Origin of the sequence: Deinococcus cellulosilyticus NBRC 106333 = KACC 11606 (genome assembly GCF_007990775.1) — a bacterium.
In the GTDB taxonomy this organism is placed as follows: domain Bacteria; phylum Deinococcota; class Deinococci; order Deinococcales; family Deinococcaceae; genus Deinococcus_C; species Deinococcus_C cellulosilyticus.
The window spans coordinates 73336-93645 of sequence record NZ_BJXB01000004.1 but is presented as its reverse complement, the minus strand read 5'-3'; the positions used below and the strand labels follow the sequence as shown (position 1 = coordinate 93645).

Sequence of the window (20310 nt, the reverse complement as noted above, 5' to 3'; positions counted from 1 at the left end):
TGCCATGACTTCCCGTGCCTTCAAAACCCTCAGAACCCTGGCGGCCATCCTGATCCTGCTCTGCGTGCTCATCCCACTCTCCATGATGGTCACCCTCAGCCTGAATCCCAGTGAGGAAAACATCCAGATCAGCATGGGCACCATTCACGCTTTCATTCCACAGACGGTGTCCCTGCAGAACTACAAAGAAGTCCTGCAAGACCCCTACCAGCCTTTTGTCCGCTACCTGCTGAACACCCTGCTGGTGGTGTTCTGCACCGTCGGAGCGGGCATTTTCATCAATTCTGCAGCTGCATTTGCGCTGGCCTGGGGTCAGGGAGGGTACCGAAAGATCTACCTGATGGTGATCATCGCGGTCTTTGTGATTCCCGGTGAGGCCCTCACCATTCCCCTCCTGCTGCTGGTCGGCAAACTTGGCTGGATCGACAGTTACCAGGTGCAGATCGTTCCTTTCATTGCCAGCACCTTCTCGATTTTCCTGTTCTACCAGTTCTTCTCGAAACTGCCCCAGGAACTCATCGAGGCTGCCAGAATCGACGGGGCCAGGCTGTTCCAGATTTACTTCCGCATCGCCTTCCCCCTCAGTGCCCCGGTGGTGGCCACCATTTCCATTCTGGGCTTCCTGGACGCCTGGAACAGCTACCTGTGGCCCCTGATGGTCACCCGTGGCACCGAGTTCCGTCCGCTGGGTGTGGCGATGGCTGCATTCTTCGGCACCCAGCAGGCCTACTGGGGCAACATCATGGCCTTTGCGGTCCTGATGACGCTCCCGATCATCATCGTTTTTCTGATCTTCCAGAAGCACTTCGTCGCCTCCGTGGTGGGGTCTGGCGTCAAGGGATGAGGGCTTTGCCATCTGTCATCCACAATGCGTTATGCCCCCCCTCCTCCGATTTCACAAGGAAGCCCATGAATCCTGACACGCTCACGCACATCCTGCAGCCCTACGCACCCCATCACCGTCCACTGTTGCACTTTGCTCCCCACAGAAACTGGATCAATGACCCCAACGGTCTGGTCTTTCTGAACGGCCAGTACCACCTGTTTTTTCAGCACAACCCTTACGGCACCGACTGGGGCCACATGAGCTGGGGGCATGCCGTGTCAAAAGACCTGCTGCACTGGGAGGAACGTCCAGTTGCCCTTGCAGAAGACGACACCACCATGATCTTTTCGGGATGCTGCGTGCTGGACGCCAACAACACCTCTGGGTTTGGCACTGTGGATGGGCCAGCTTTGATTGCACTCTACACCGGACACCACCATGACAGCGGCTTGCAAACCCAGAACCTGGCGTATTCTCTCGATGAAGGCCAGAGCTGGACCAGGTACGGGGTGGTGCTCGATGAGGGCATTCCTGATTTCCGCGACCCCAAGGTCTTCTGGCATGAAAAGACCCGGTGCTGGATCATGGCTGTGGTCCTCGCAGCGCACCATCAGGTGGTGTTTTATGCTTCTCAGAACCTGAAAAGCTGGGAGAAACGCAGTGTTTTCGGACCCGAGGGACACACTGGAGGCATCTGGGAGGTTCCAGAATTGCTGGAGCTGCAGGACGACGCTGGAGAAAGCCACTGGGTCCTGAAAGTGGACCTGAATCCCGGAGGCCCCTTTGGTGGATCGGGCTGCCAGTACTTTGTGGGCCAGTTTGATGGCTGGAGCTTCACCTCCACCCAGGAGGCGAGGTGGCTGGATCACGGCAAGGATTTTTACGCTGCCATCACTTTCGCCAACCTGCAGGACCGCACCGTCTGGCTGGGCTGGATGAACAACTGGGAGTACGCCCGAAACCACGTGCAGGGCGAGTACAGTGGTGTGATGTCCCTGCCCAGAGAAATCCGTCTGCAACGCACAGCAGATGGACTGATCCTCTGCCAGACCCCCATCAGGGAGTGGGAGGAGGTCTGGCGTGCCCTGCCCTGCCAGCAGGAGCTCCTCGTGAAAGCAGACCAGGAACATGACCTGCTGGTGCTTCCAGAGGCAGCCCTGGACCTGCAAGCCCATTTTGTGGGCACAGAGCAAAGCATTCTGGGAATCGCCTTTTCTGTTGCAGGACAACTGGAATGGACACTGGAATTTGATGTTCCAGACAGAAAGGTGACCGTGAGTCGCCAGGGAAGCATCGAACAGTCTGGATTTCAGGGAGAACACAGTGCTCCCCTGGAGTCTGTGGAACAGCATGTGCGTCTGATTGTTGACCACTCCACGCTGGAGGTTTTCCTGAACGATGGAAAACAGGTTTTCACAGAGGTCTTTTTTCCTCCCCAGGGCGAAAGCAGACTTTCCCTTTACACCCGATCCGGGCAGGTGAAAGTGCAGGTTTTTGCCGTGCGGGGACCACAGCACCCCTGAAGATTCGAGATCCTCAGGGGTCTGAGGGGACCTGCACCTTCAGGTCCCCATTTCTTGCACCACCAGAGGCAGGAACGCTGACACCACTTCTGGGTCAAGCAGGGTTCCTGCCTCAATTTTCAACTGTGCCAGTGCTTCTTCATCGGACCAGGCCTTCTTGTAGGGCCTTTCGCTGGTCAGGGCATCGTACACATCCACCACTGCAAAAATCCGGGCGAGCAGGGGGATCTTCTGTTCTCGGAGTCCTGCAGGGTAGCCTGTGCCATTCCAGCGTTCCTGGTGGTACAGCACCACATCCAGCGAAGCGCGGCTGAGGGTGGGGATGTGGTTCAGCATCTCGAAGCCCACTCCGGGGTGTTTTTTGATGTACTCCCATTCCTCCGGGGTCAGTTTTCCGGGCTTGAGCAGCACATGGTCTGGAATCGCCACCTTGCCGACATCGTGCAGGTAAGCCCCGAGGCGCAGGTGTTCCAGTTCTTCCTGATCCAGCCCCAGCCTTTGCCCGAGGGCCTGGGAGAGCTGGACCACCCGGTCCGTGTGGCCTTTGGTTTCAAAATCCCGGTATTCCAGCACCACCCCCATGGCCCGCAGGGTTTCCTCTCTGGCCTGCTGCAGCTTCTCCAGGTCAAGCAGGCGGCTGTAGGCCAGACTCACCCGGTCTGCAACGGCAATGCACAGCCTGCGGGTGGCAAGGCTCACCTCCAGAGAGGCGGGTTGCCCCAGCACAAACAGGCCGTGCAATTGGCCTTCACTGCTTAAAGGCAAGACAGCCAGAGAGGGGCTGAACTGCCCCAGGTCGGTGATTTCAAGGTGTTCGGTGTGGTGCTGGAAGAACATGGCTTTGAAGGTCCCGACCCGCCTCACCAGACCATCTGGGCTGAGGCTGGGGAGTTCTTTCTCAATGAGAAGTCTTGCGGTTTCGCAGTCCTCACCAATGCAGCAGGCGAGTTTGACATGGTCCTCTTCCGGTTTCACAAAGGCTGCAAAGGTGTACTCCGTGAGGGGAAGCAGAAACGTGAGGGCCTCCACAGCCAGTTCATCTGGCGCACTGACCGATTCAATGCGGGCCGTGAGGTCCAGCAGGGTGCGGTAGCGCCGGACCTGTTCTTCCAGTTTGAGCTCCATGGTCTTGCGCAGGGTGATGTCCCTGGAGTACAGGTGGAATTGCAGGCCCATTTCGGTGTCCACTTTGCGGGACACTGTGGACATCCAGCGTTCCTCCCCGTCCTTTTTGCGCACCCGGTACTCAAAAGGCCCGAACTGGGTGCGTTCACCCCCTCTGGAAATCTGATGAAAGACGTCCAGCAGGGGAGGCAGGTCTGCCTCATGAATGTAATCCTGAAACACCATGCGGGCAAATTCATCCTGGCTGTACCCCAGCACCTTCTCAATGGAAGGGGTCACATACAGGGTCTGCCCACTCGGAGAAATCACCCGCACCACTGCGTCTGCGTGCTCCATCAGGGCCTGCAGGTGGTGCTGGTCCATGATGTGTTCCCGTTGCAGGTGCAACGTCTGGGTGATGTCCCGATGGGTCACCATCCACCAGCATCCTTCGAGTGGCGTCCAGCGCACATCGGCCCAGAAAGCAGGACCAGTGGAATGGGGCATCAATGTCTGATAAGCGTAGGGCCTGTGCTGACACAGGTGCTGCTGGAACTCTGTCTGCACCGCTGGAGACAGGTTCAGGCCTTCCAGGCAGTGGGGTCTGCTGCCCAGCAACTGTTCCCGGTCCAGTCCGGTGAGTTCCTGCAGGGCTGGATTGACGTACGAAGGGGTGGGGTGTTCAGCACCCAGGTGAATCAACAGGATGCCGTCCTGAAGCTGGTCCAGCATGGCAGAAAAGAGAGAGGAAGGGATGTGCGCTTCTGGATCAGGCGTGTGCGTCATGGATGGACCTCTGCACATGGGTTTCTGCTCCTGTTGCAGTGAACCTGGGCCAGAGGGGGCACCACTGCTGACCGAGGGGGAAACGGTGAAGGAGAATTGTGCACAGTACAACCATCATACCCGGAAGTGGAGCCTGATGCTTTACCGCTCCACGAAAACCCCCATGAACAGACCTGCATTTGATCTGAAGCACCCTGAAGGGGTGATGCAGACCTTGTTGAAAGGGACGTCACCAGATAACGTGTTTTGACGCGCTTGTAAAGGGAAAGCCGTAACGATGGTCCCTATCCTTTAAACTGAAAACATGGCCTTGCCCAAAAAGCTCAAAGGTTACCGCAAGATCTCCCATCAGGGACAGGCTTATCGCTGGATTTTGCTCCCAGGTGCCAGACAAAGCATCCTCAAAGTGATCCCAGAAACAGCAGGACAAACCTTGCAGGTCACCCTGACCGATTGGACGGACCCCTGGCTCCAAAGCCCTGGAGAAGGGACGCGCAATCAACCTCTCCAGATCACTCCAGGTGTTGTTGGGTCAATTCTGCAACAGGCCCTGCAGGGTGGCTGGCAACCCCAGCAGCCTCAGGCCCCTTTTCAACTGTCTTACACTCAACAACAATTGATGGCGTTGTCGAAGTGATCCGCTGGTTCTACCCAGGGATTGCTGATTTTGAATCACCAGGCCATGTGGACTGGTGGGCTTCAGCAACGTAAGCTTGACCGGATTGAAAAATCGCCAACGCCACACACAAAAGCTTCCTGGCCAGCGCGCACAGGGCAACTTTTCCAGGTTTGCCCTGTGCGCGCAGCCGCCTGTAATAATCCCCCATCGGCGATGCTGTCCGGCTTGCTCCCAAAGCAGCCATGAAAGTCGCCAGTCGAAGACGTGGGTTACCAATCTTGGACAATCGTGCTCTGGGTGTATTGTTTCCAGAATGCTTCAGGGCTGGAGAAAGCCCTGCATAAGCAGCAATAGAACGCCCTGAGGTCATGCCCATAAACAAGCTGGTCTCAGCCATGAAGAAGGCCGTCGTCCGTTTGCCGATGCCAGGAATGAAGATCAGCAGTTCCACTTTCTCTTTTAACAGTTCGTCGTCCAGCAAGGCATTGAATTGCTTCTCAACGATCTTTTTATGGGTTTTGAGCAGGGCCAGGCGCTCTTTGAAGAGGGTCTGCAAAGTGTCGGTGTTTTCAGCGTGTTTTTCCAGGGCATGAAGTCGATTTTTCTCCAGGCGTTCCATTTCTTTGAGCTGATCCAATTCATGCAAGTGATTTTTGAGTTGCTGGACAACCTCTGGGGCTGGATTCCAGATCCCAGGGTTCATTCGGGTCCCAAAATCCTGAATCAAACGAGCATCTACTGGATCTGTTTTGGTGCGGATTAGTTTGGTGCGGGCGAAATATTTGATTTGAGAGAGGTTCACCACGCTGATTCGCAATCCCAGAGCGTGAAAATGGGTGGCCAACTTCGACCATTACACTCCAGTGGCCTCCATGACCAGATGGAGGTTGCTGTCTCCAGAAAGCTTGTTCAGCCAGTCTTGAAAGGTTCTGAAACCTGCTGTGGTGTTAGCAAAACTTCTGGGGTGTTTGTCAGCGGGATGATAAGCCACAAAGGTGTCACATGCAATGTCGACTCCAACCACAGTCATAGCAGGGCCTCCTGTGTTGTTGTGCCAAGCGTGTCTTACCCCAGTACAGTCTTGTGTGCAGGCTTTTTGCCTTGGATAACGTCCTACCTGAGAGGAAAGACACCCGAGCCAGTACAATCAAGTGAACGAGCTCGCTGCTCAAGGGATCAAGAGTACTGACAGACTCGGGTGCTCGACAGGTCCATTGTCCCAGAAGAACACTGAACCCAACACACAATGGATCAACAAAAAGGAATCTTATGAACAATGACCTGAATTCTGTCCACCCAGTGACTCCAGAGCAACTCAAACGAAAAGCCTGGGCCAGACCTGGCTTTGGATGTGGACTGCTGGTGCTGTTCAGTCCCCTGCTGGCTCTGGCATTCTACTTTGGTTCTTACTTGCTGCTGGACCTCCTGACGCCTGATTCTCCGAGGGTGTCCGACCTGCAACTTGCTGGCAAGTACACCTGTGACGTTGCTGCATGTCAGACTTACCAGGTGAACCTCATGCAGGAAGGCAAAGGCGCACTCATGCACCACAACATCAAAGCCTGTGATGTCCTGTGGAAACGGTCCAATCACATGGAACTGGAGTTCAGGTGTGAGAAGCCCCTGCCCGAACGCCTGATCAGCGTCGATGCTTATGCGGAGGATGGGAAAAAGGTTTACAACTTTGGGGTTCCCCTGAACACCTACAAGAAGGAGACAGGCACCTCCGTGTATTTCTGTGTGATGTTCACTGTAGATGAACATGAAAAAAATTGTTTCAAACGGGAAATTGACCTGCCGGAGAACCATTCACGCTGACCTCAGGTGTCTGCTCCTCAATCTGGCTCAGGGTCCGGGTTCACAGGCCAGAGGTCTCAGGTAGTTTGTTTGGCGGATTCTTTTTGGGGTTCACCCCTTCACAATGAATCCCATGAAAAGTGTGCTAACCCTCCTCAGCCTGCCTTTGACCGATTTGACTTTCCGACCCTGAGCCGTCAAAAGGAAGCCTCTCCCAAACCGTTTCCTTTTGCCCCATTTGAGAGGCCACAACATGCGTTTGAACCATCCTGAAAGTCATGGCTCCCGGAGGAGCCAGTGATCCAGCGTTTTTTCACCCATTACCGTCCCTACCGCAAACTTTTCCTGCTGGATTTCAGCTGTGCCGTGCTTTTTGGCCTGCTGGAACTCAGTTTCCCGATGGTCATCAACCATCTTGTAGACACCCTCCTCCCCACCGAGAACTGGCGGTGGATTCTGGTGGCTGCTGCAGGACTGCTGGCCCTGTATGCCCTCAACACCTTCATGGGGTATGTGGTGACGTACTGGGGGCACATGCTCGGCATCAACATCGAAACCGACCTCCGAACAAAACTCTTTGACCACATCCAGAAACTGTCTTTCCGGTATTTTGACAACACCAAGACCGGGCACCTGATTTCCCGCCTCACCAACGACCTGATGCAGATTGGGGAAATGGCCCACCACGGTCCAGAAGACCTGTTCATTGCAGTGATGACCCTGCTGGGCGCTTTTGCGCTGATGCTGAGCATCAACTGGCAACTGGCCCTGCTGACTTTTGTGGTGGTCCCACTGATCATCTGGCTGGTCCTGTACTTCAACGGCAAGATGACCCAGGCCATCCAGCAACTGATGTCCGACATTGCAGATTTCAGTGCACGGGTCGAGGACAACGTGAGCGGCATCCGGGTGGTGCAGGCTTTTGCCAACGAGCAGCACGAGCGGCAGAAGTTCGCCGTGAACAACCAGAAGTTCCGCACGGCAAAACTGCGGTCCTACCAGCTGATCGCCAAAAACAACTCGATCAGCTACATGATGATGCGCTTCATCAGCCTGTTCGTGATGGTGTGCGGCACGTACTTCGTCATCAAGGGCCAGCTGACCTACGGTGAGTTTGTGGCCTTCTTGCTGCTGACCAACGTGTTCTTCCGTCCCATCGAGAAGATCAACGCCATCATTGAACTGTACCCGCAGGGGATCGCAGGGTACAAACGCTACCTGGAACTGATGGACACCTGCCCGGACATCGAGGACCGGAAAGATGCCACACCCCTGCAGGGCCTGAAAAACAGCATTGTCTTTGAGGATGTGCATTTCGGCTACGAAGGGCAACGTGAAGTGCTCTCCGGGATTCACCTGACCATTCATGCCGGTGAGACCGTTGCTTTCGTGGGACCGTCTGGTGCAGGGAAGACCACCCTGTGCAGCCTGCTCCCCAGGTTCTATGAAGTGCAGGGAGGACGCATCACCATCGATGGCACCGACATCCGTGATTTCACCCTGGAGTCCCTGAGGCGTCACATCGGGATTGTGCAGCAGGACGTGTTCCTGTTTGCCGGAACCATCCGGGAGAACATCCTTTATGGCAAACTTGACGCCACAGAAGAGCAGATCTGGGAGGCTGCCCGCCGTGCACAGCTTGCGGAATTCATTCAGGCACAACCTGACGGTCTGGACACCCTCATCGGAGAGCGCGGGGTGAAGCTCTCAGGGGGCCAGAAACAGCGTCTTGCCATTGCCCGCATGTTCCTGAAAAACCCCCCGATCCTGATTCTGGACGAGGCCACCTCGGCCCTGGACACCGAAACCGAAGCCGCCATCCAGCATTCGATTGCTGAACTCGCCAAGGGCCGCACCACCCTGGTGATCGCCCACCGTCTCGCCACCATCCGCAACGCAGACCGCATTGTGGTGGTCACCGAGTCGGGCATCACCGAGCAGGGGCACCACCGGGACCTGATCCATGCAGGTGGAGTGTACAGCAGGCTTCACCGGGCACAGTTTGGGCAGCTTGAGAACGTGCTGGACCATTAACAGCTGAAAAGAAAAGACCTGCTGGAAGGCAGGTCTTTTTGTCTGGTTACTTCTTGACCATCGGGTAATACCAGTACCCCGCGTACACCGGGTTTCGCACGATGCCCGAGACCCTCCCGGTTTCAATGTCGATGTTGATGCCCTGGAAGACCGGAATGCCCAGCACCTCATCGAAAGCGATTTTCTCGATGCTGGAAAGCAATTTGTTTCTGGCTGCAGTGTTCGTCTCCTCACCTGCCTGCTCGATCAGGCGGTCCAGGGTGCTGTTTTTGATGTTCTGCACCGACCCGAGCGTACCCTGTGAGTGCAAGAGGGGCTGAATGAAGTTGTAGGGATCGGCGTAGTCTGCACTCCAGTTGCCCAGCCACAGGGTCATCTGGTTCTGGGCACGCTGTGCGCGGATCTGGCTGGAGGGAAGTTCACGGATCTCCAGTTTGAATTTCGGGTTGAGGCTTTCCACATTGCTCTTCAGCACACCCAGAATGTTTTTGCGCACATCGTTCCCTGAGTTGTAGAAGATGGGCAGGGTGAAGCCATTTTGCCAGACCTTCCCGCCGAAAGCCGCCTTGAATTCCCGGGTGGCTCTGTCCCGGTCAAAGGTGTACAGCCGTTTGCCTGCTGCGGAATACAGCCCCTTGATCAGCACCGAGTTCATCTGGATGGCGTGGTTCTGCATGATGGAATTGATGATGGTTTTGTAATCCAGGCTGTAGGCCAGGGCCTTTCGCACATGCACATCACTGAAGAAATCAGCAGGGATGCCCTTGCCATCGAGTTGCCCACTGCCCAGGTAACCTGTGCCCTGCCCATTGATCCTGTGGTTCATGAAAATGCCATCGATGCCCAGCGCAGGCACAGGTTTGGTGGCCTTGAAGTCCGGGTTGCTGGCCAGAATCCGGTCAAACTGCGAGGGGTCAAAGGAAGCAAAATCCACATCCCCCTTCATGAACATCTGCATGCGGGTGGTGGGGTCACGGACCACCTGCAGGATCACCCGTTCAATCTGGCTGGGTTTGCGCCAGTGGACCGCATTGCGCTTGAGCACCACCAGGGAACCCACATCGAAGCGTTCCATCACAAACGGACCGCTGCCCACAGGAACGTTCTTCTGGAAGGGGCTGTCTTTGTCTGCGAGGGCATTGAATTTCTGCCAGCTTGAGGCCTGCCCATCCCAGGCACCTGCTTTGATGGCCGCTGCCTTTGCGTACACCGAGCCCACATACGGAGACGCCAGAATGGCCAGAAAGGGAGCAAAAGGCCGCTTGAGGCGGAACACCACAGTGAAATCGTCCGGGGCCTCGATGGCCCGTTCCACATCCTGGAAAGACAGGTTTTTGTTGTCGGGAGACAGGCCGTCACTGTCCCCAAAAAGGGCTTCGCTGAGCAGGTACGCTGCTCCACCATTCTGCACCAGCAGGCGTTTGAAGCTGTAAGCCACGTCGCTGGCCCTGACCGGGGTGCCATCCGCAAATTTCAGGTTCTTTTTGATTTTGAAGGTGTAGGTTTTCCCATCCGTGCTGATCCCACCGTTTTGTTTGCTGGGGACACTCTGGGCGAGGGCTGGAACAAAACGGCTGCTGCTTTCCCCCTGATAGAAAATCAGGGTGTCCAGGGTGTTCTGCAGCACTTCACCGCACTGGTTTTCGTAACAATAGGCCGGATCAAAGGTGGTCCAGTCCCCGATCTGTGCGCCAGAGAGGACCCCCGGAAGGGAGGCTGCAGTGGCACTGCTGAAAAGGGCAAGGGTGGTGAGGATTTGTTTTTTCATGGGTCTCCTGATCGAAAAACATAGGATTCTGGCAAGCTGCCTGCCCTCCAGTCTACCTGTGGGTAGCCGGAGCTGCGAAGAAAACCGGATAGGTGACTTCCCTGGGCTTCCCATCCTGTGATGGGGTGGTTTAGAATCACAAAAGCACCAGATGAAATGGAACCCTGGAAAAAGCCTGTCGTGTTGATTGAACACTGGCTGCTTCAAACCTGTCAAAAGGGTTCGATTTCAAGACCATGCATTCACTCCTGATGGTAAAAACACCATGCAGGACCACCATTAAATCAAATTAAAACCCTCATGGCATACTGCTTCTGGTGGGCTTTGTCGCTGGTCTCTGTCTGAAGGTCCTCTCTGCATTTTCACTGAATCTGTAGGTATGGATGGACACCCAATGGCATTTGCAAGCTGGTCTTCAGGGACACGAAGAACAGAGGCAGAGCACAGATCCACCAGCAGTGCCGTATGAACTGAAAACACACCCAATCCACACTCCTGCATTGAAGTCAAACTCTGTATCAAAGAGAGAACCCGGCCAGGCCGGGTTCTCTCTTTGTGGGTGTGGAGGCAGGACAACTGTCAGGGACATCCATCCATGTGCAGGATGATATGACAGAACTGTGAGAAGTCGTGGGACAGCCCGTTCTGATGGCCGTTTACACCCCAGTCTGGAAGCGGTCCAGATAACTGGGTCTGGTTTTCATCTGGATGGGAACGACCTGTACGGGAATGGGGCTTTGCTCCAGGAGCTTTTCCCGGATGCCTTCCCGCACCGTGAAAGCATCTCCTGCACAGCGTCCCAGCAAGAGCAGGTCAGCCTTGTGTTTTTCAATGACCTTCAAGACGGCCTCTGGGACCGATGGGTGCTGGATCAGCAGCATTCTGGCCGGGAAGCGCCCACCATGACCAAGCCGTTCAAGGATGGTTTTTCCGCGATCCAGTCCGTCTGCACAGGTGGCAACATGCAAGATCACCACCTGACTGCCCAGCAGCCGGGCCAGGTCAAAAGCGTATTGCACGCAGTGTTCACTGCATGGGTCATCATCAACAGGCACAAGGACAGTCTTCAGCATACTTCGAGCCTCCGTGGCGGCAGGACCTGCTGCGGGGCGGGTTTTCATCCAGCAGATCTACACTTCAGCACCGGAGGATCACACAGACCTTCCAGATGCTGAATCTGTACCTCCAATCTACGCACCGGTGTTACCATGTCATTACGGAGGACTTCAGGGTGACTTCAGTAATGGGCTGGTAATGGCTTCCACTGACCATGCATTCATACGGGCAGCATCCCTTTCTGCCGTTCAGGAGCGCACATGAACCCAAACACCCTCAAAATCAGGACCCTTGGCCAGGTGCATGTGCAACTGGGAGACCAGGAAGCCCAGTTCCACTCTGAACCTGCTCGAGCTTTGCTGTTCTACCTGCTGTCTTTCGTGGAGGGGCGCAGCAAGAGTGAAATCCTGCATGACCTGTGGGACGAAGAGGAGTCTCCCGCCGTCAACAACCGTTTCCGGGTGACCCTGCACCGCATCCGTACCGCCCTCGGGGTTTCTGATGGGGTGCATGAACAGTATGGCCGCTACCAGATTTCCCGTGAAGTGCTGCAATCTAGTGACCTCTTCCACTTCTACACCCACCTCAGTCAGGCCGAGCACCTCACTGGACAGCCCAGACTGAAGGAGCTGCAAAAAGCCCTCTCGTACTACACCGGAAATTACCTGGAAGGGATGGACCAGGAGTGGGTTCAGCAGGCCAGAGAAGAACACCGCACCGCTTACGTGCGTGCCCTGCTGGAACTCTCCATGCTGTACTGCACCGAAGGACAGTGCGAGGACACTGTGCACGCACTGTTCCGTGCCCTCAAAGCCGATCCGTTCATCGGCGAAAATTACCACCAGAAGCTGATGACCTGCCTCTCGGTGGTGGAAGACCGCTATGCCGCCATCGAGCATTACCGCCGCTTCATCCACTTTTTGAAAAATGAACTTCAGGACACCCCCATGAAAGACACGGTCTCTCTGGCCCAGCGCATCAAGGACGGCGAGGCCATCTGCAAACGCAAACACGAAGGGGACGCACAGGAAGCCAGCATGACGAGCAACTGCCCGTTCACACCCAGTGGGCAGTGCCCGGAGTTCTTTCTGGATTTGTCTGAAAGTCGCACAGATGTGAACTGAATTCACCTGCAAGCCAGAAGGCCAGGTTTAAAACCTGGCCTTCTTTGATGGAAAATCCAGATGGAAAAGCATCAAAAAGAGGACCTTCGGGTCCTCTTTTCTCTGTTGATGGGGTTCACCAGAGGCGCATTCCGGGCACCAGGTTGGGGCTTTGCAGCATCGGCACGATCACGGGCAGGTACACGCCCAGCACGATCACGAAAGCGATGAGGAACAGCACCCACAGGTTGTCCATGACGCGAACGCTCTTGCGGTGATCCACGGGAGCCAGGGACTCACTGAAGGGAATTTCAGGGGCGTTCTTGACATCACGCTGGTTGCCCCAGAGGGTTCCGGCCACCACAACGTAGTACATGATGGAGGCGATCAAGAGGATCATTCCAGAGATGCCAGTGAGGGCCATGGGAATCTGGGCGTTTTTGGCGTACTGGTCCAGCAATTCGACAGGCAGGGCAGAGATGTGGGCGCGGCGGGGAATGCCCAGCAGGCCTTCCCAGTGCATGCCCAGAGCGAAAACCATCATGCCCACAAACCACCACCAGGCAGAGGCCACAGCAAGTTTCGGGTTGAAAAGTTTCTTGCCTGTCAGGTGGGGCAGGAGCCAGAAGGTCATTCCGAAGAAAGTGAGGGTCACAGCGGTACCGACGGTGATGTGGAAGTGACCGGGAATCCAGGCGGTGTTGTGCACCACGTAGTCCAGGGACATGCTGGCATTCACGATGCCTCCTGCACCCCCGAAGATGAAGCTGATCATGGCGAGCACCTGGGCGGTGAAGGAAGGATTGTTCCAGGGCAGCTTGGCGATCCATTTGGTCAGCCCTTTTCCTCCCTTCAGCCTTGCAGCATACTCCATGCTGGCGGCCACACTGAAGGCGGTCAACATGCTGGGCACGGCAACCATGAAAGTCAGGACCATGTGGATGATCTTCCACAGGTTGGAGATGCCAGGGTCGGTGAACTGGTGGTGGAGCCCCACAGGCACACTCACCAGCAGGAACATGGCGAAAGCCAGACGGGCAAGGGGTTCAGAGACAATCTTGCCTCCAGCCTGATTGGGGATGAAGGCATACCAGCTCACGTAAGCAGGCAGGAGCCAGAAGTACACGATGGGGTGTCCGGTGAACCAGAAGAGGGTGCGGGCCAGCAGGGGGTCCACAGCAGGGGTCCAGCCCAGGGACCAGGGGATCAGGTACACGACCACTTCCACCACGATGCCCAGAGAGGCCAGCATCCACATGAACCAGGTGGCCACACTCATGTAGGCCGTGACGGGTGTGATCTTGCCGGGGTTGGCTTTCTTCCAGCCCGTCCACATGTAGATGACCTGTCCGCCCACCAGCAGGCTGGAAGCGACCAGAATGGCTGCACCAATGTAGAACAGAGGAGATCCTTTGAGGGGTGGATAGAAGGTGTAGAGCACACTGGCGTTGTTGCCCAGAATGGCAATGGCGGCCAGCACCACACCGAAATTCATCAGCCAGTAGGTGAACCACGCAAAACCCAGATTGGGACGCAGTTTCAGATCACGGGCAGGAATGTACAGCAAAATCCCACAGATGAAGTAGGTGGTGAAGACCAGTGCGTTCAGCACGCCGTGCAGGGTGAGGCCCTGGTAGTAGGACTTCAGGAAGGGCATGTACTTGTAGATGTCGATGCCCGCGTAGTTCAGGGCCTGCAGAGGACCCATCAAGACGCCGACCAGCAGGAAAATCAGGCCCGTGACAGTGTAGTAGAGCGCGAGTTTCTTCTCAGGATGGGTGTCGTAAGCCCGGTCCTGGGATGGGGTGAAGGTCTTGGTGGTCATTTGGTGTCCTCCACAATGATTTTGGACATCATGTTGGCGTGGCCCGCACCGCAGTACTCATTGCAGCCCACGCGGTAGGTTCCAGCTTTCTTGAAGGTGTAAGTGACTTTGGCGACCTCTCCAGGAATCACCTGGATGTTCACGTTGGTGTTCTCGATTTGCAGCCCGTGCAGCACATCTGTTGCCGTCACGTACAGGGTGATGGGTTTGCCGGCGGGCACTTTCACTTCAGGTGGGTTGAACATGAAGGCCATGCTGATCATGTACAGCTCGTACTGCCCCATCTCGTTCTGTTTCAGACCGGGAGTGGCAAAGGGGGTGCTGGCAATGTTCTGCAGGTTGATGGTCCTGACTTCGTGTCCGTGGTGGGCCGTCACCGAGGGAATGGTGCTCTTGACCACGTTGACAATGGTGATGATGACCAGCAGGGCGATCAGGAGGGAGGCCAGGTACAGCCATCCCTTCTCGTACTTCTCGATCATGCGGTGGTCCATGGCTTACCCCTGCCTCAACATCTGGGTGTAGACCAGGAGCCACATGCCCACAATGGCGATCAGCAGCACGGCGATCACCAGCAGGGTTCCTTTGGGGGATTTCTCTTCCATTTCTTCCTCCACAGTTGAAAAGCCCAGGGTCTCTGGGCATCAGGGGCGTTATTTCAGGGTTTTCAGGTAGGCAAGCACGTCGGCCATCTGCTGGTCTGTTGGGGGTTTGCCTGTGCCCATAAAAGGCGTTTTGTCATACCTGGGCATGGTGGCTGCCAGCGTTTTCTTGCTGGGATTCACCCCTTTCACCAGGGTCTTCTTGAAGTCCGCAAATTTCCATTTGGACACAGGGCCAGACAGTTTGGGGCCCACCATCCCCTGTCCTTTGTCTCCGTGGCACATCTGGCAGGTGGAGGAGTACAGGTTTTTTCCGCTGGCCGCGTTGCCTTTGGGGTCAGCGGCCAGGGCCATCGAGGTGGCAGAGGCAATCAGAAGAAGCAAGAGGGTCTTGTGCATGGGGGTTCTGGATGTCCTTTCGTGAAGTGTGGCAATCATGCGTTCACCTGGGGGGTCTGTTCGGTTTTCTCCTGCTCTGCAAGTGCACCCAGCAGGTCTGTCACGGTGATCACGCCGACAAGCGCACCGTTTTGCACCACGGGCAGACCCATCACGCCATGCTTGAGCATCTGGCGTGCAGCTTCAGGGAGGGTCATGCCTGGAGAGAGCTCAGCGGTGCTGTGGGCCATGATGTCCTGAACCTTCAGGTCCTGCAGCAGGAAGCGGCTCACCAGATAAGGCAGGTGGTCGCCCTGTTCCTGTGCACGTTTTGCTGCAGCCTCTTCCAGGTCCCGGTCTTTGAGGACCCCAACCAGTTGGCCGTTCTCAACCACGGGCAGCACATGCAGGCGGCTGACCTTCAGGCGAGCGGCGGCTTCCAGAGCGGGGGTGGAAGGTGCAACAGTCATTGGATTTTGGGTCATGCGCTCTCGAACCAGCATGTTTCTCGCCTCCTGGGTGCTCTGCTGCACAGGGCAGTGGAGCAACACGAACCGAACCTCAGGGATCTCACCACATTGGTTCTTTCGATGCATTGAGTTTCAGGGGTGTGCATTACGAGAGCATTACTGGGTCACAAAGCTGTGTCAGACGGAACAAATCAGACCCCAAAGGCAAGAAGACCTTGCTGTTTCTCCCAGATGAATGCGAACTGTACCTCTGACCGTTCTGACATCAGGGGCCTCTAAACAGGGTGGATTCTGGGTTCCCTTGTCTGTTGCTGTCTCAAAGCGCAGAGGGAATGACCTGATCATCCAATTGAGGCATCCGTATGGTGTCTTTCTCAGCGCAGCAGATGGGCTTTCTGGTTCTGGGAGGTCCCCACGGGTTCAATGACGTAACACATGCCCAGTGAATGTCTGAGCCACAATTTCTCCAGCTCAAGTCGGTCATACACCCTGCGCACGTCCTCAATTCGCAGTGCGGCAGGATCATGAACGATGGGGTGCCCCTCACGGGTGAAGCCCACCAGCAGGATCAGGTGCCCGGTGGATCGGGTGAGGGGTGCACCGGTGAGTTCCCCCTCTTTCCAGCTGAGGCTGAGGACCAGAGGGAGGCCCCGGGCAATGAAGTGTTCGGCTTCAGGCAGGCCCGTCAGGCGGTGCACATACCCGCGCAGGCCGTACGCCGCTGCAGCAGCCGTGTTGAATACCCAGTTGCCTGTGCCCCGGTAGGTGCTGTCGTACACCCGCTGGGCAAGTTCTGGAACGCTGACCTTCACCCCGTGGTGCCCAAAGACCATTTTCAGGCAGGTGGGGCTGCACCATCCAGCCCCTTCCTCAAACGTCAACTGAGACATGGAGGGCACCTGGAGCTCTGTTCCCCAGGTGGTCTGGTCGGAAGTGTGGCTGGAGGGGAGAGGCTCCTCCCCCGTGGTCAGCACGGTCATCTGCCACAGGGCAGGGGAGGGAGCACCTTCCAGTCGGTTGAAAGTCACCCGGTACTGGTAGCAGGTGGCCGGACTGTACAGTTTCAGCACATCGGTGTCCATGTGACCATGCGGGTCTTTTCTGGGGGGGGTGCTGGCCCGGTTGGCTTCACTCCACTGGCCGTAAGAGTAAAAGCCGCTCCACTCTCCAGCGATTTTGACCCGCACTGCAACTTCAAGGGTGGACCCTGCAGGTGCTGCACCATTCCAGGAGAGGATCATGGAGGTGAAAGGTGCACTTTCCAGCTCATTGGACACCAGCGTGCCTGAATTGCAGTCAGGTTGCAACCGGAGGTCCATCCCCAGCAGCAACTGGTGAAGGGTGAAAGTGCCAAGGACTTCCACAGGATGGTGCACCAGCTGATGACGCAGGGACAGGTCCTTTCCCACAACCTCACTGAGCCGCTGGCCGAGGTCGGCAGCACGTTCGAATTGTCTTGCTGTGCGGGCGTAGTTGATGGCCTGTTCCATCAATTCGAAGGCATGAGGATCAATCTGCAGGCCCATTTCCAGCAACTCCAGGGCCTGAAGGTGGTCTCCCCTGAGGGCGCGGTCCTCGGCCAGCATGCGGGCCATGTCGGTGGCCGCCTCGCGGATCTGCTCCCGGACGGATTCAGCCCAGTCGGTGGTGATGGTCCCGAAGAACATGCCAGGCAACCTGTGCAATTCCACCAGTTTTTGCAGCAACTCCAGTTGCTCATCAAGCCCCAGGTTTTGTGGGTGAAGGTAGGGATCAAGGTCGGAGGTGACCTCGAACTTTTCGTTGAGCTGCAATCCCTCCCTGGGGTCCTTGATCACCAGGTCTTCATAAGTGGCGTCAAAGTCCCGCAGGACTTTCTTGAGCATGGAACAGGCCGCTGACGCCCGGTTGCTGCGGGCTTTGCGTTCCTGCAGGTCCTCGCGCCACAGGTGGTCGGTCATGCGCAGGGTGGTGGAAAAAGACCCCCGGTGCAAATGCAGGTAGATCAGGGCCATGGCCGGATAATTGTTGGGGATCTTGACTTCCCTGTCCCCGATCAAAAGGCGGGGTTTGCCCAGCATTTCAATGCGGATCTTCTGGATGGGGTTGAAGTGGGGTTGGCGGTGCTGCACCAGTTCCTGCAGGGTCCGGGCATGCCATCCCCGCTCAATGAAATGGTCCAGCACTCCAGAAAATTCATCGTAGTACATGCCGACCATCACCCCGGTGTCCCGGCTTTCGATGATCCGCATGAGCAGGTCCGCGTCCTTCTGGTGCACCTCTTTCAATTCATGCTTGATCTTGCAGCGGAACAACTGGGCCAGCAGCACCGAGTCCAGCCAGCTGTTGCGCTCCGACACCACCACTTCCTCCAGGGCCTGCAGGGCTTCACGCTTCTTGCCGTTGGCGTAGTGGCAGATGCAACTTGCCAGCGGGTGGTAATCCAGCCTGCCATCCTGGTTGTTGGGGCTGGGATTGAGCTGCACATGGTCATCGAAAGCCTGGAAGTGCCGGTTCAGCTCCTCAAAATGTCCCAGCCTGTACAGGCAGTACGTGATGAAAGCCGCAGGCAGCATGGCTGCATGGTGGTTGTGGTGCAGGTGAAGGAGCCGCTGGCTTTCCTGCAGGTCCCTGAGGGCCTCTTCAAAGTTGCCCATCTCCGTGAAGATCAGCCCACGGGTGCCGTACATCACCCCCGTGTAAGGGTGTTTGCTGTGCATGCCCCCAATGGCGGTGGTGATGTTCTCCAGGGCCTTCTGGTAGAGCCCGAGGTCTTTTTGCTGGTCTGCCAGGGCATTCACGGCAATGGCGGCCTTGTGCACCAGACCCTGATGCAGGGCGAAACGCAGGGCCTCTCCGGTGTGGTACTCCACCCCTCTGGGGTTCTGCCGGATGCGCTCCACGTAAGCCATGCGGCAATGGCTGAGGATCAGCATTTCCTGCAGTCCGGTGCTGCGGGCCAGGGTCACGCAGAAATCTGCCAGCTCCACGGCCCGCTGAACATTGGAAATGCGCAACTGGTGGTACACTTCCAGTCCGGTGACCCACAGTTCATCTTCTGCATCCATCGCCACCAGTTTTCCCTGATCCAGCATGGACTTTGCTTCATCCAGGCGGTCCCGGCGCAGGGCAATCAGGGCCAGATTGGCGAAGGTGCGTGAAGTGGGAAGCCCATCTTGCACCTGATCCAGCAGCATGCGTTCACTGAGGTCCACATGGGCCAGGTTCAGGTGGGCTTCTGCAAGGGCCGTGCGCAAAAAAGGCGAGAGGGTTTGCACGTCCAGGGTTTCCAGCACCGTCACGATGGCATCGAACTGGTCCTGCCTGAGCCACTCCCGCACGGTTCGGTCCAGCCACGGCATCAGGGTTTCCAGCTGGTCACTGGCCACCAGACGTCGCACCATCTGCAAAGCCACCCCCAGATCCAGGTCTCCGGTGGGGAGGTCCGCGTCCCCCTGATGCTGGTCCAGCAGCCATTCCTGCAAGAGGGGATGCAACTGGTAGTGCAGCAGATCCACAGGAAGCAGCGGCACCCCAGACTCCAGCAGTTTCCACAGGGTTTCGGGTTGCGGAAAATCCGATTCGCACCAAACGTCTCTCTGCAGCAGCAAAGGCAGGGCCGGAGCCACTGCTTCATCAAGTTCCAGGGCCAGTTCCTCAATGTAGGCTTTCGGGTCATAAACAAACTGGGACTGATGCTGGTGGCAGACCTCCTGGCACCACCCCCGGCTTCTTTCGTACTCACGCTGCGTGTAAGGCCGTCCCACCACCCGTGTGCATTCCTGCACAGAAAAAGCCAGGTGTTCTGCCGTGAAGACCTCCACCTGCTGCTTGATGAACAGCTGCTGGAAGCCCTCCAGCCTGGGAGAACGGCAACACAGCACCACCTGATGCCCTGCTGGCATGCCCCTGCACAGTCTGGCCAGCAGCAGCATCGTTTCTCGGGAGGCCCCATCCAGGCCATCAAACACCAGTTTGACAGGCACATCCCGCTGCCTGTCCAGCAGCAAAAGCACATCTTCCAGGGTGACACGGGAGTCCACAGGGGGCAACTTCTGGAGGCCTCGCAACTGCCTGCAGATTTCCTGCAGCAAACGTTCCCCGGTTGTGCTGAGGGCACGCTCCGTCACCCACACGCAAGGGTCCTTCTGGGTGCGCATCCACTGGGCCACAGCCACGGTTTTGCCGTAACCACCAGGGGCCACCAGCAGAATCACAGGTTTTTTGCACAGGGTCAACAGGGAAAGCAGGGCTGCTCGGAGCACCTCACCGGACAGGGATTCTGGGATGGACATGGATGGCCTGATCACTCCTATCAGGGATTATAGGGTTTGGAACAGGTTTTTTTTGTGTCCGTTTCAGAGGGCTGGCAGAGAAGCACGAAGCATTTGGCAGGTCAAGCTGGTTTTTGAAAAGGAGGCTTCACAAGAAGCCTCCTGC

Annotated in this window: 17 protein-coding genes; 6 read left to right on the top strand and 11 right to left on the bottom strand. The window is 56.6% G+C overall.

Translation table 11 applies throughout. The annotated features are described in order from the left end of the window. The first annotated feature begins 4 nt into the window (after positions 1–4). A complete protein-coding gene (locus DC3_RS05815; protein WP_146883002.1) occupies positions 5–844 on the top strand; it encodes a carbohydrate ABC transporter permease in 840 nt (279 codons plus the stop codon). 65 nt (positions 845–909) lie between these two features. After that, the gene (locus DC3_RS05810) at positions 910–2349 is read left to right on the top strand and encodes a glycoside hydrolase family 32 protein (protein WP_186815856.1); all 1440 of its coding nucleotides are present in this window, start codon (positions 910–912) and stop codon (positions 2347–2349) included. Positions 2350–2388: 39 nt separating this feature from the next. Here DC3_RS05810 and DC3_RS05805 read toward each other — a convergent pair whose 3' ends face one another. Beyond that, on the bottom strand, positions 2389–4239 hold the full coding sequence (locus DC3_RS05805; protein ID WP_186815855.1) for an HD domain-containing phosphohydrolase: 1851 nt from the start codon (positions 4237–4239) through the stop codon (positions 2389–2391). Positions 4240–4543: 304 nt separating this feature from the next. Here DC3_RS05805 and DC3_RS05800 point away from each other — a divergent pair, with 304 nt between their 5' ends. Then, positions 4544–4876: a hypothetical protein gene (locus DC3_RS05800; RefSeq protein WP_146882999.1), complete on the top strand. Its 333-nt coding sequence runs from the start codon at positions 4544–4546 to the stop codon at positions 4874–4876. A 10-nt stretch (positions 4877–4886) separates the two neighbouring features. Here DC3_RS05800 and DC3_RS05795 read toward each other — a convergent pair whose 3' ends face one another. Both DC3_RS05795 and DC3_RS05790 read right to left on the bottom strand, forming a co-directional pair. Then, the gene (locus tag DC3_RS05795) at positions 4887–5702 is read right to left on the bottom strand and encodes a transposase (RefSeq protein WP_146882998.1); all 816 of its coding nucleotides are present in this window, start codon (positions 5700–5702) and stop codon (positions 4887–4889) included. A gap of 9 nt (positions 5703–5711) precedes the next feature. Next, positions 5712–5888, bottom strand: a complete 177-nt coding sequence (locus DC3_RS05790) for an IS110 family transposase (RefSeq protein WP_146882997.1) — start codon at positions 5886–5888, stop codon at positions 5712–5714. Between the two features lie 239 nt (positions 5889–6127). Here DC3_RS05790 and DC3_RS05785 point away from each other — a divergent pair, with 239 nt between their 5' ends. Together DC3_RS05785 and DC3_RS05780 are read left to right on the top strand one after the other, a co-directional pair. Further along, the gene (locus DC3_RS05785; RefSeq protein ID WP_146882996.1) at positions 6128–6676 is read left to right on the top strand and encodes a hypothetical protein; all 549 of its coding nucleotides are present in this window, start codon (positions 6128–6130) and stop codon (positions 6674–6676) included. A gap of 276 nt (positions 6677–6952) precedes the next feature. Continuing rightward, the gene (locus DC3_RS05780) at positions 6953–8689 is read left to right on the top strand and encodes an ABC transporter ATP-binding protein (RefSeq protein WP_146882995.1); all 1737 of its coding nucleotides are present in this window, start codon (positions 6953–6955) and stop codon (positions 8687–8689) included. A 46-nt stretch (positions 8690–8735) separates the two neighbouring features. Here DC3_RS05780 and DC3_RS05775 read toward each other — a convergent pair whose 3' ends face one another. Then, on the bottom strand, positions 8736–10457 hold the full coding sequence (locus DC3_RS05775; protein ID WP_186815854.1) for an ABC transporter substrate-binding protein: 1722 nt from the start codon (positions 10455–10457) through the stop codon (positions 8736–8738). A gap of 656 nt (positions 10458–11113) precedes the next feature. Further along, the gene (locus tag DC3_RS05770; protein WP_186815853.1) at positions 11114–11530 is read right to left on the bottom strand and encodes a universal stress protein; all 417 of its coding nucleotides are present in this window, start codon (positions 11528–11530) and stop codon (positions 11114–11116) included. Between the two features lie 243 nt (positions 11531–11773). On the opposite strand from DC3_RS05770, the gene DC3_RS05765 reads away from it, so the two are divergent. Further along, a complete protein-coding gene (locus DC3_RS05765; RefSeq protein WP_146882992.1) occupies positions 11774–12637 on the top strand; it encodes an AfsR/SARP family transcriptional regulator in 864 nt (287 codons plus the stop codon). Positions 12638–12752: 115 nt separating this feature from the next. Here the strand turns inward: DC3_RS05765 and DC3_RS05760 are convergent, their stop codons facing one another. The 6 genes from DC3_RS05760 to DC3_RS05735 form a co-directional block, all read right to left on the bottom strand. Beyond that, positions 12753–14441: a b(o/a)3-type cytochrome-c oxidase subunit 1 gene (locus DC3_RS05760; protein ID WP_146882991.1), complete on the bottom strand. Its 1689-nt coding sequence runs from the start codon at positions 14439–14441 to the stop codon at positions 12753–12755. Continuing rightward, the gene (locus tag DC3_RS05755; RefSeq protein ID WP_146882990.1) at positions 14438–14935 is read right to left on the bottom strand and encodes a cytochrome c oxidase subunit II; all 498 of its coding nucleotides are present in this window, start codon (positions 14933–14935) and stop codon (positions 14438–14440) included. The genes DC3_RS05760 and DC3_RS05755 overlap by 4 nt, the downstream gene beginning before the upstream one ends. Positions 14936–14938: 3 nt before the next feature. Continuing rightward, positions 14939–15046: a cytochrome c oxidase subunit 2A gene (locus DC3_RS05750; RefSeq protein ID WP_146882989.1), complete on the bottom strand. Its 108-nt coding sequence runs from the start codon at positions 15044–15046 to the stop codon at positions 14939–14941. 48 nt (positions 15047–15094) lie between these two features. Then, a complete protein-coding gene (locus DC3_RS05745) occupies positions 15095–15481 on the bottom strand; it encodes a c-type cytochrome (protein WP_146882988.1) in 387 nt (128 codons plus the stop codon). After that, positions 15478–15924 carry a CBS domain-containing protein gene (locus tag DC3_RS05740; protein ID WP_186815852.1) on the bottom strand — a complete coding sequence of 149 codons (447 nt, stop codon included), beginning with the start codon at positions 15922–15924 and terminating at the stop codon, positions 15478–15480. Before DC3_RS05740 ends, DC3_RS05745 begins: the two co-directional genes overlap by 4 nt. A gap of 341 nt (positions 15925–16265) precedes the next feature. After that, a complete protein-coding gene (locus tag DC3_RS05735) occupies positions 16266–20165 on the bottom strand; it encodes a C39 family peptidase (protein ID WP_146882986.1) in 3900 nt (1299 codons plus the stop codon). Between the last annotated feature and the right edge of the window lie 145 nt (positions 20166–20310).

What these genes read in the sequence shown, in the direction of transcription:
- DC3_RS05770 (WP_186815853.1), bottom strand. Translation starts at nt 11,530, where the DNA reads ATGCTGAAGACTGTCCTTGTGCCTGTTGATGATGACCCATGCAGTGAA.
- DC3_RS05745 (WP_146882988.1), bottom strand. Translation starts at nt 15,481, where the DNA reads ATGATTGCCACACTTCACGAAAGGACATCCAGAACCCCCATGCACAAG.
- DC3_RS05810 (WP_186815856.1), top strand. Translation starts at nt 910, where the DNA reads ATGAATCCTGACACGCTCACGCACATCCTGCAGCCCTACGCACCCCAT.
- DC3_RS05765 (WP_146882992.1), top strand. Translation starts at nt 11,774, where the DNA reads ATGAACCCAAACACCCTCAAAATCAGGACCCTTGGCCAGGTGCATGTG.
- DC3_RS05750 (WP_146882989.1), bottom strand. Translation starts at nt 15,046, where the DNA reads ATGGAAGAGAAATCCCCCAAAGGAACCCTGCTGGTGATCGCCGTGCTG.
- DC3_RS05815 (WP_146883002.1), top strand. Translation starts at nt 5, where the DNA reads ATGACTTCCCGTGCCTTCAAAACCCTCAGAACCCTGGCGGCCATCCTG.
- DC3_RS05740 (WP_186815852.1), bottom strand. Translation starts at nt 15,924, where the DNA reads ATGCTGGTTCGAGAGCGCATGACCCAAAATCCAATGACTGTTGCACCT.
- DC3_RS05800 (WP_146882999.1), top strand. Translation starts at nt 4,544, where the DNA reads ATGGCCTTGCCCAAAAAGCTCAAAGGTTACCGCAAGATCTCCCATCAG.
- DC3_RS05735 (WP_146882986.1), bottom strand. Translation starts at nt 20,165, where the DNA reads ATGTCCATCCCAGAATCCCTGTCCGGTGAGGTGCTCCGAGCAGCCCTG.
- DC3_RS05790 (WP_146882997.1), bottom strand. Translation starts at nt 5,888, where the DNA reads ATGACTGTGGTTGGAGTCGACATTGCATGTGACACCTTTGTGGCTTAT.
- DC3_RS05755 (WP_146882990.1), bottom strand. Translation starts at nt 14,935, where the DNA reads ATGGACCACCGCATGATCGAGAAGTACGAGAAGGGATGGCTGTACCTG.
- DC3_RS05785 (WP_146882996.1), top strand. Translation starts at nt 6,128, where the DNA reads ATGAACAATGACCTGAATTCTGTCCACCCAGTGACTCCAGAGCAACTC.
- DC3_RS05775 (WP_186815854.1), bottom strand. Translation starts at nt 10,457, where the DNA reads ATGAAAAAACAAATCCTCACCACCCTTGCCCTTTTCAGCAGTGCCACT.
- DC3_RS05760 (WP_146882991.1), bottom strand. Translation starts at nt 14,441, where the DNA reads ATGACCACCAAGACCTTCACCCCATCCCAGGACCGGGCTTACGACACC.
- DC3_RS05805 (WP_186815855.1), bottom strand. Translation starts at nt 4,239, where the DNA reads ATGACGCACACGCCTGATCCAGAAGCGCACATCCCTTCCTCTCTCTTT.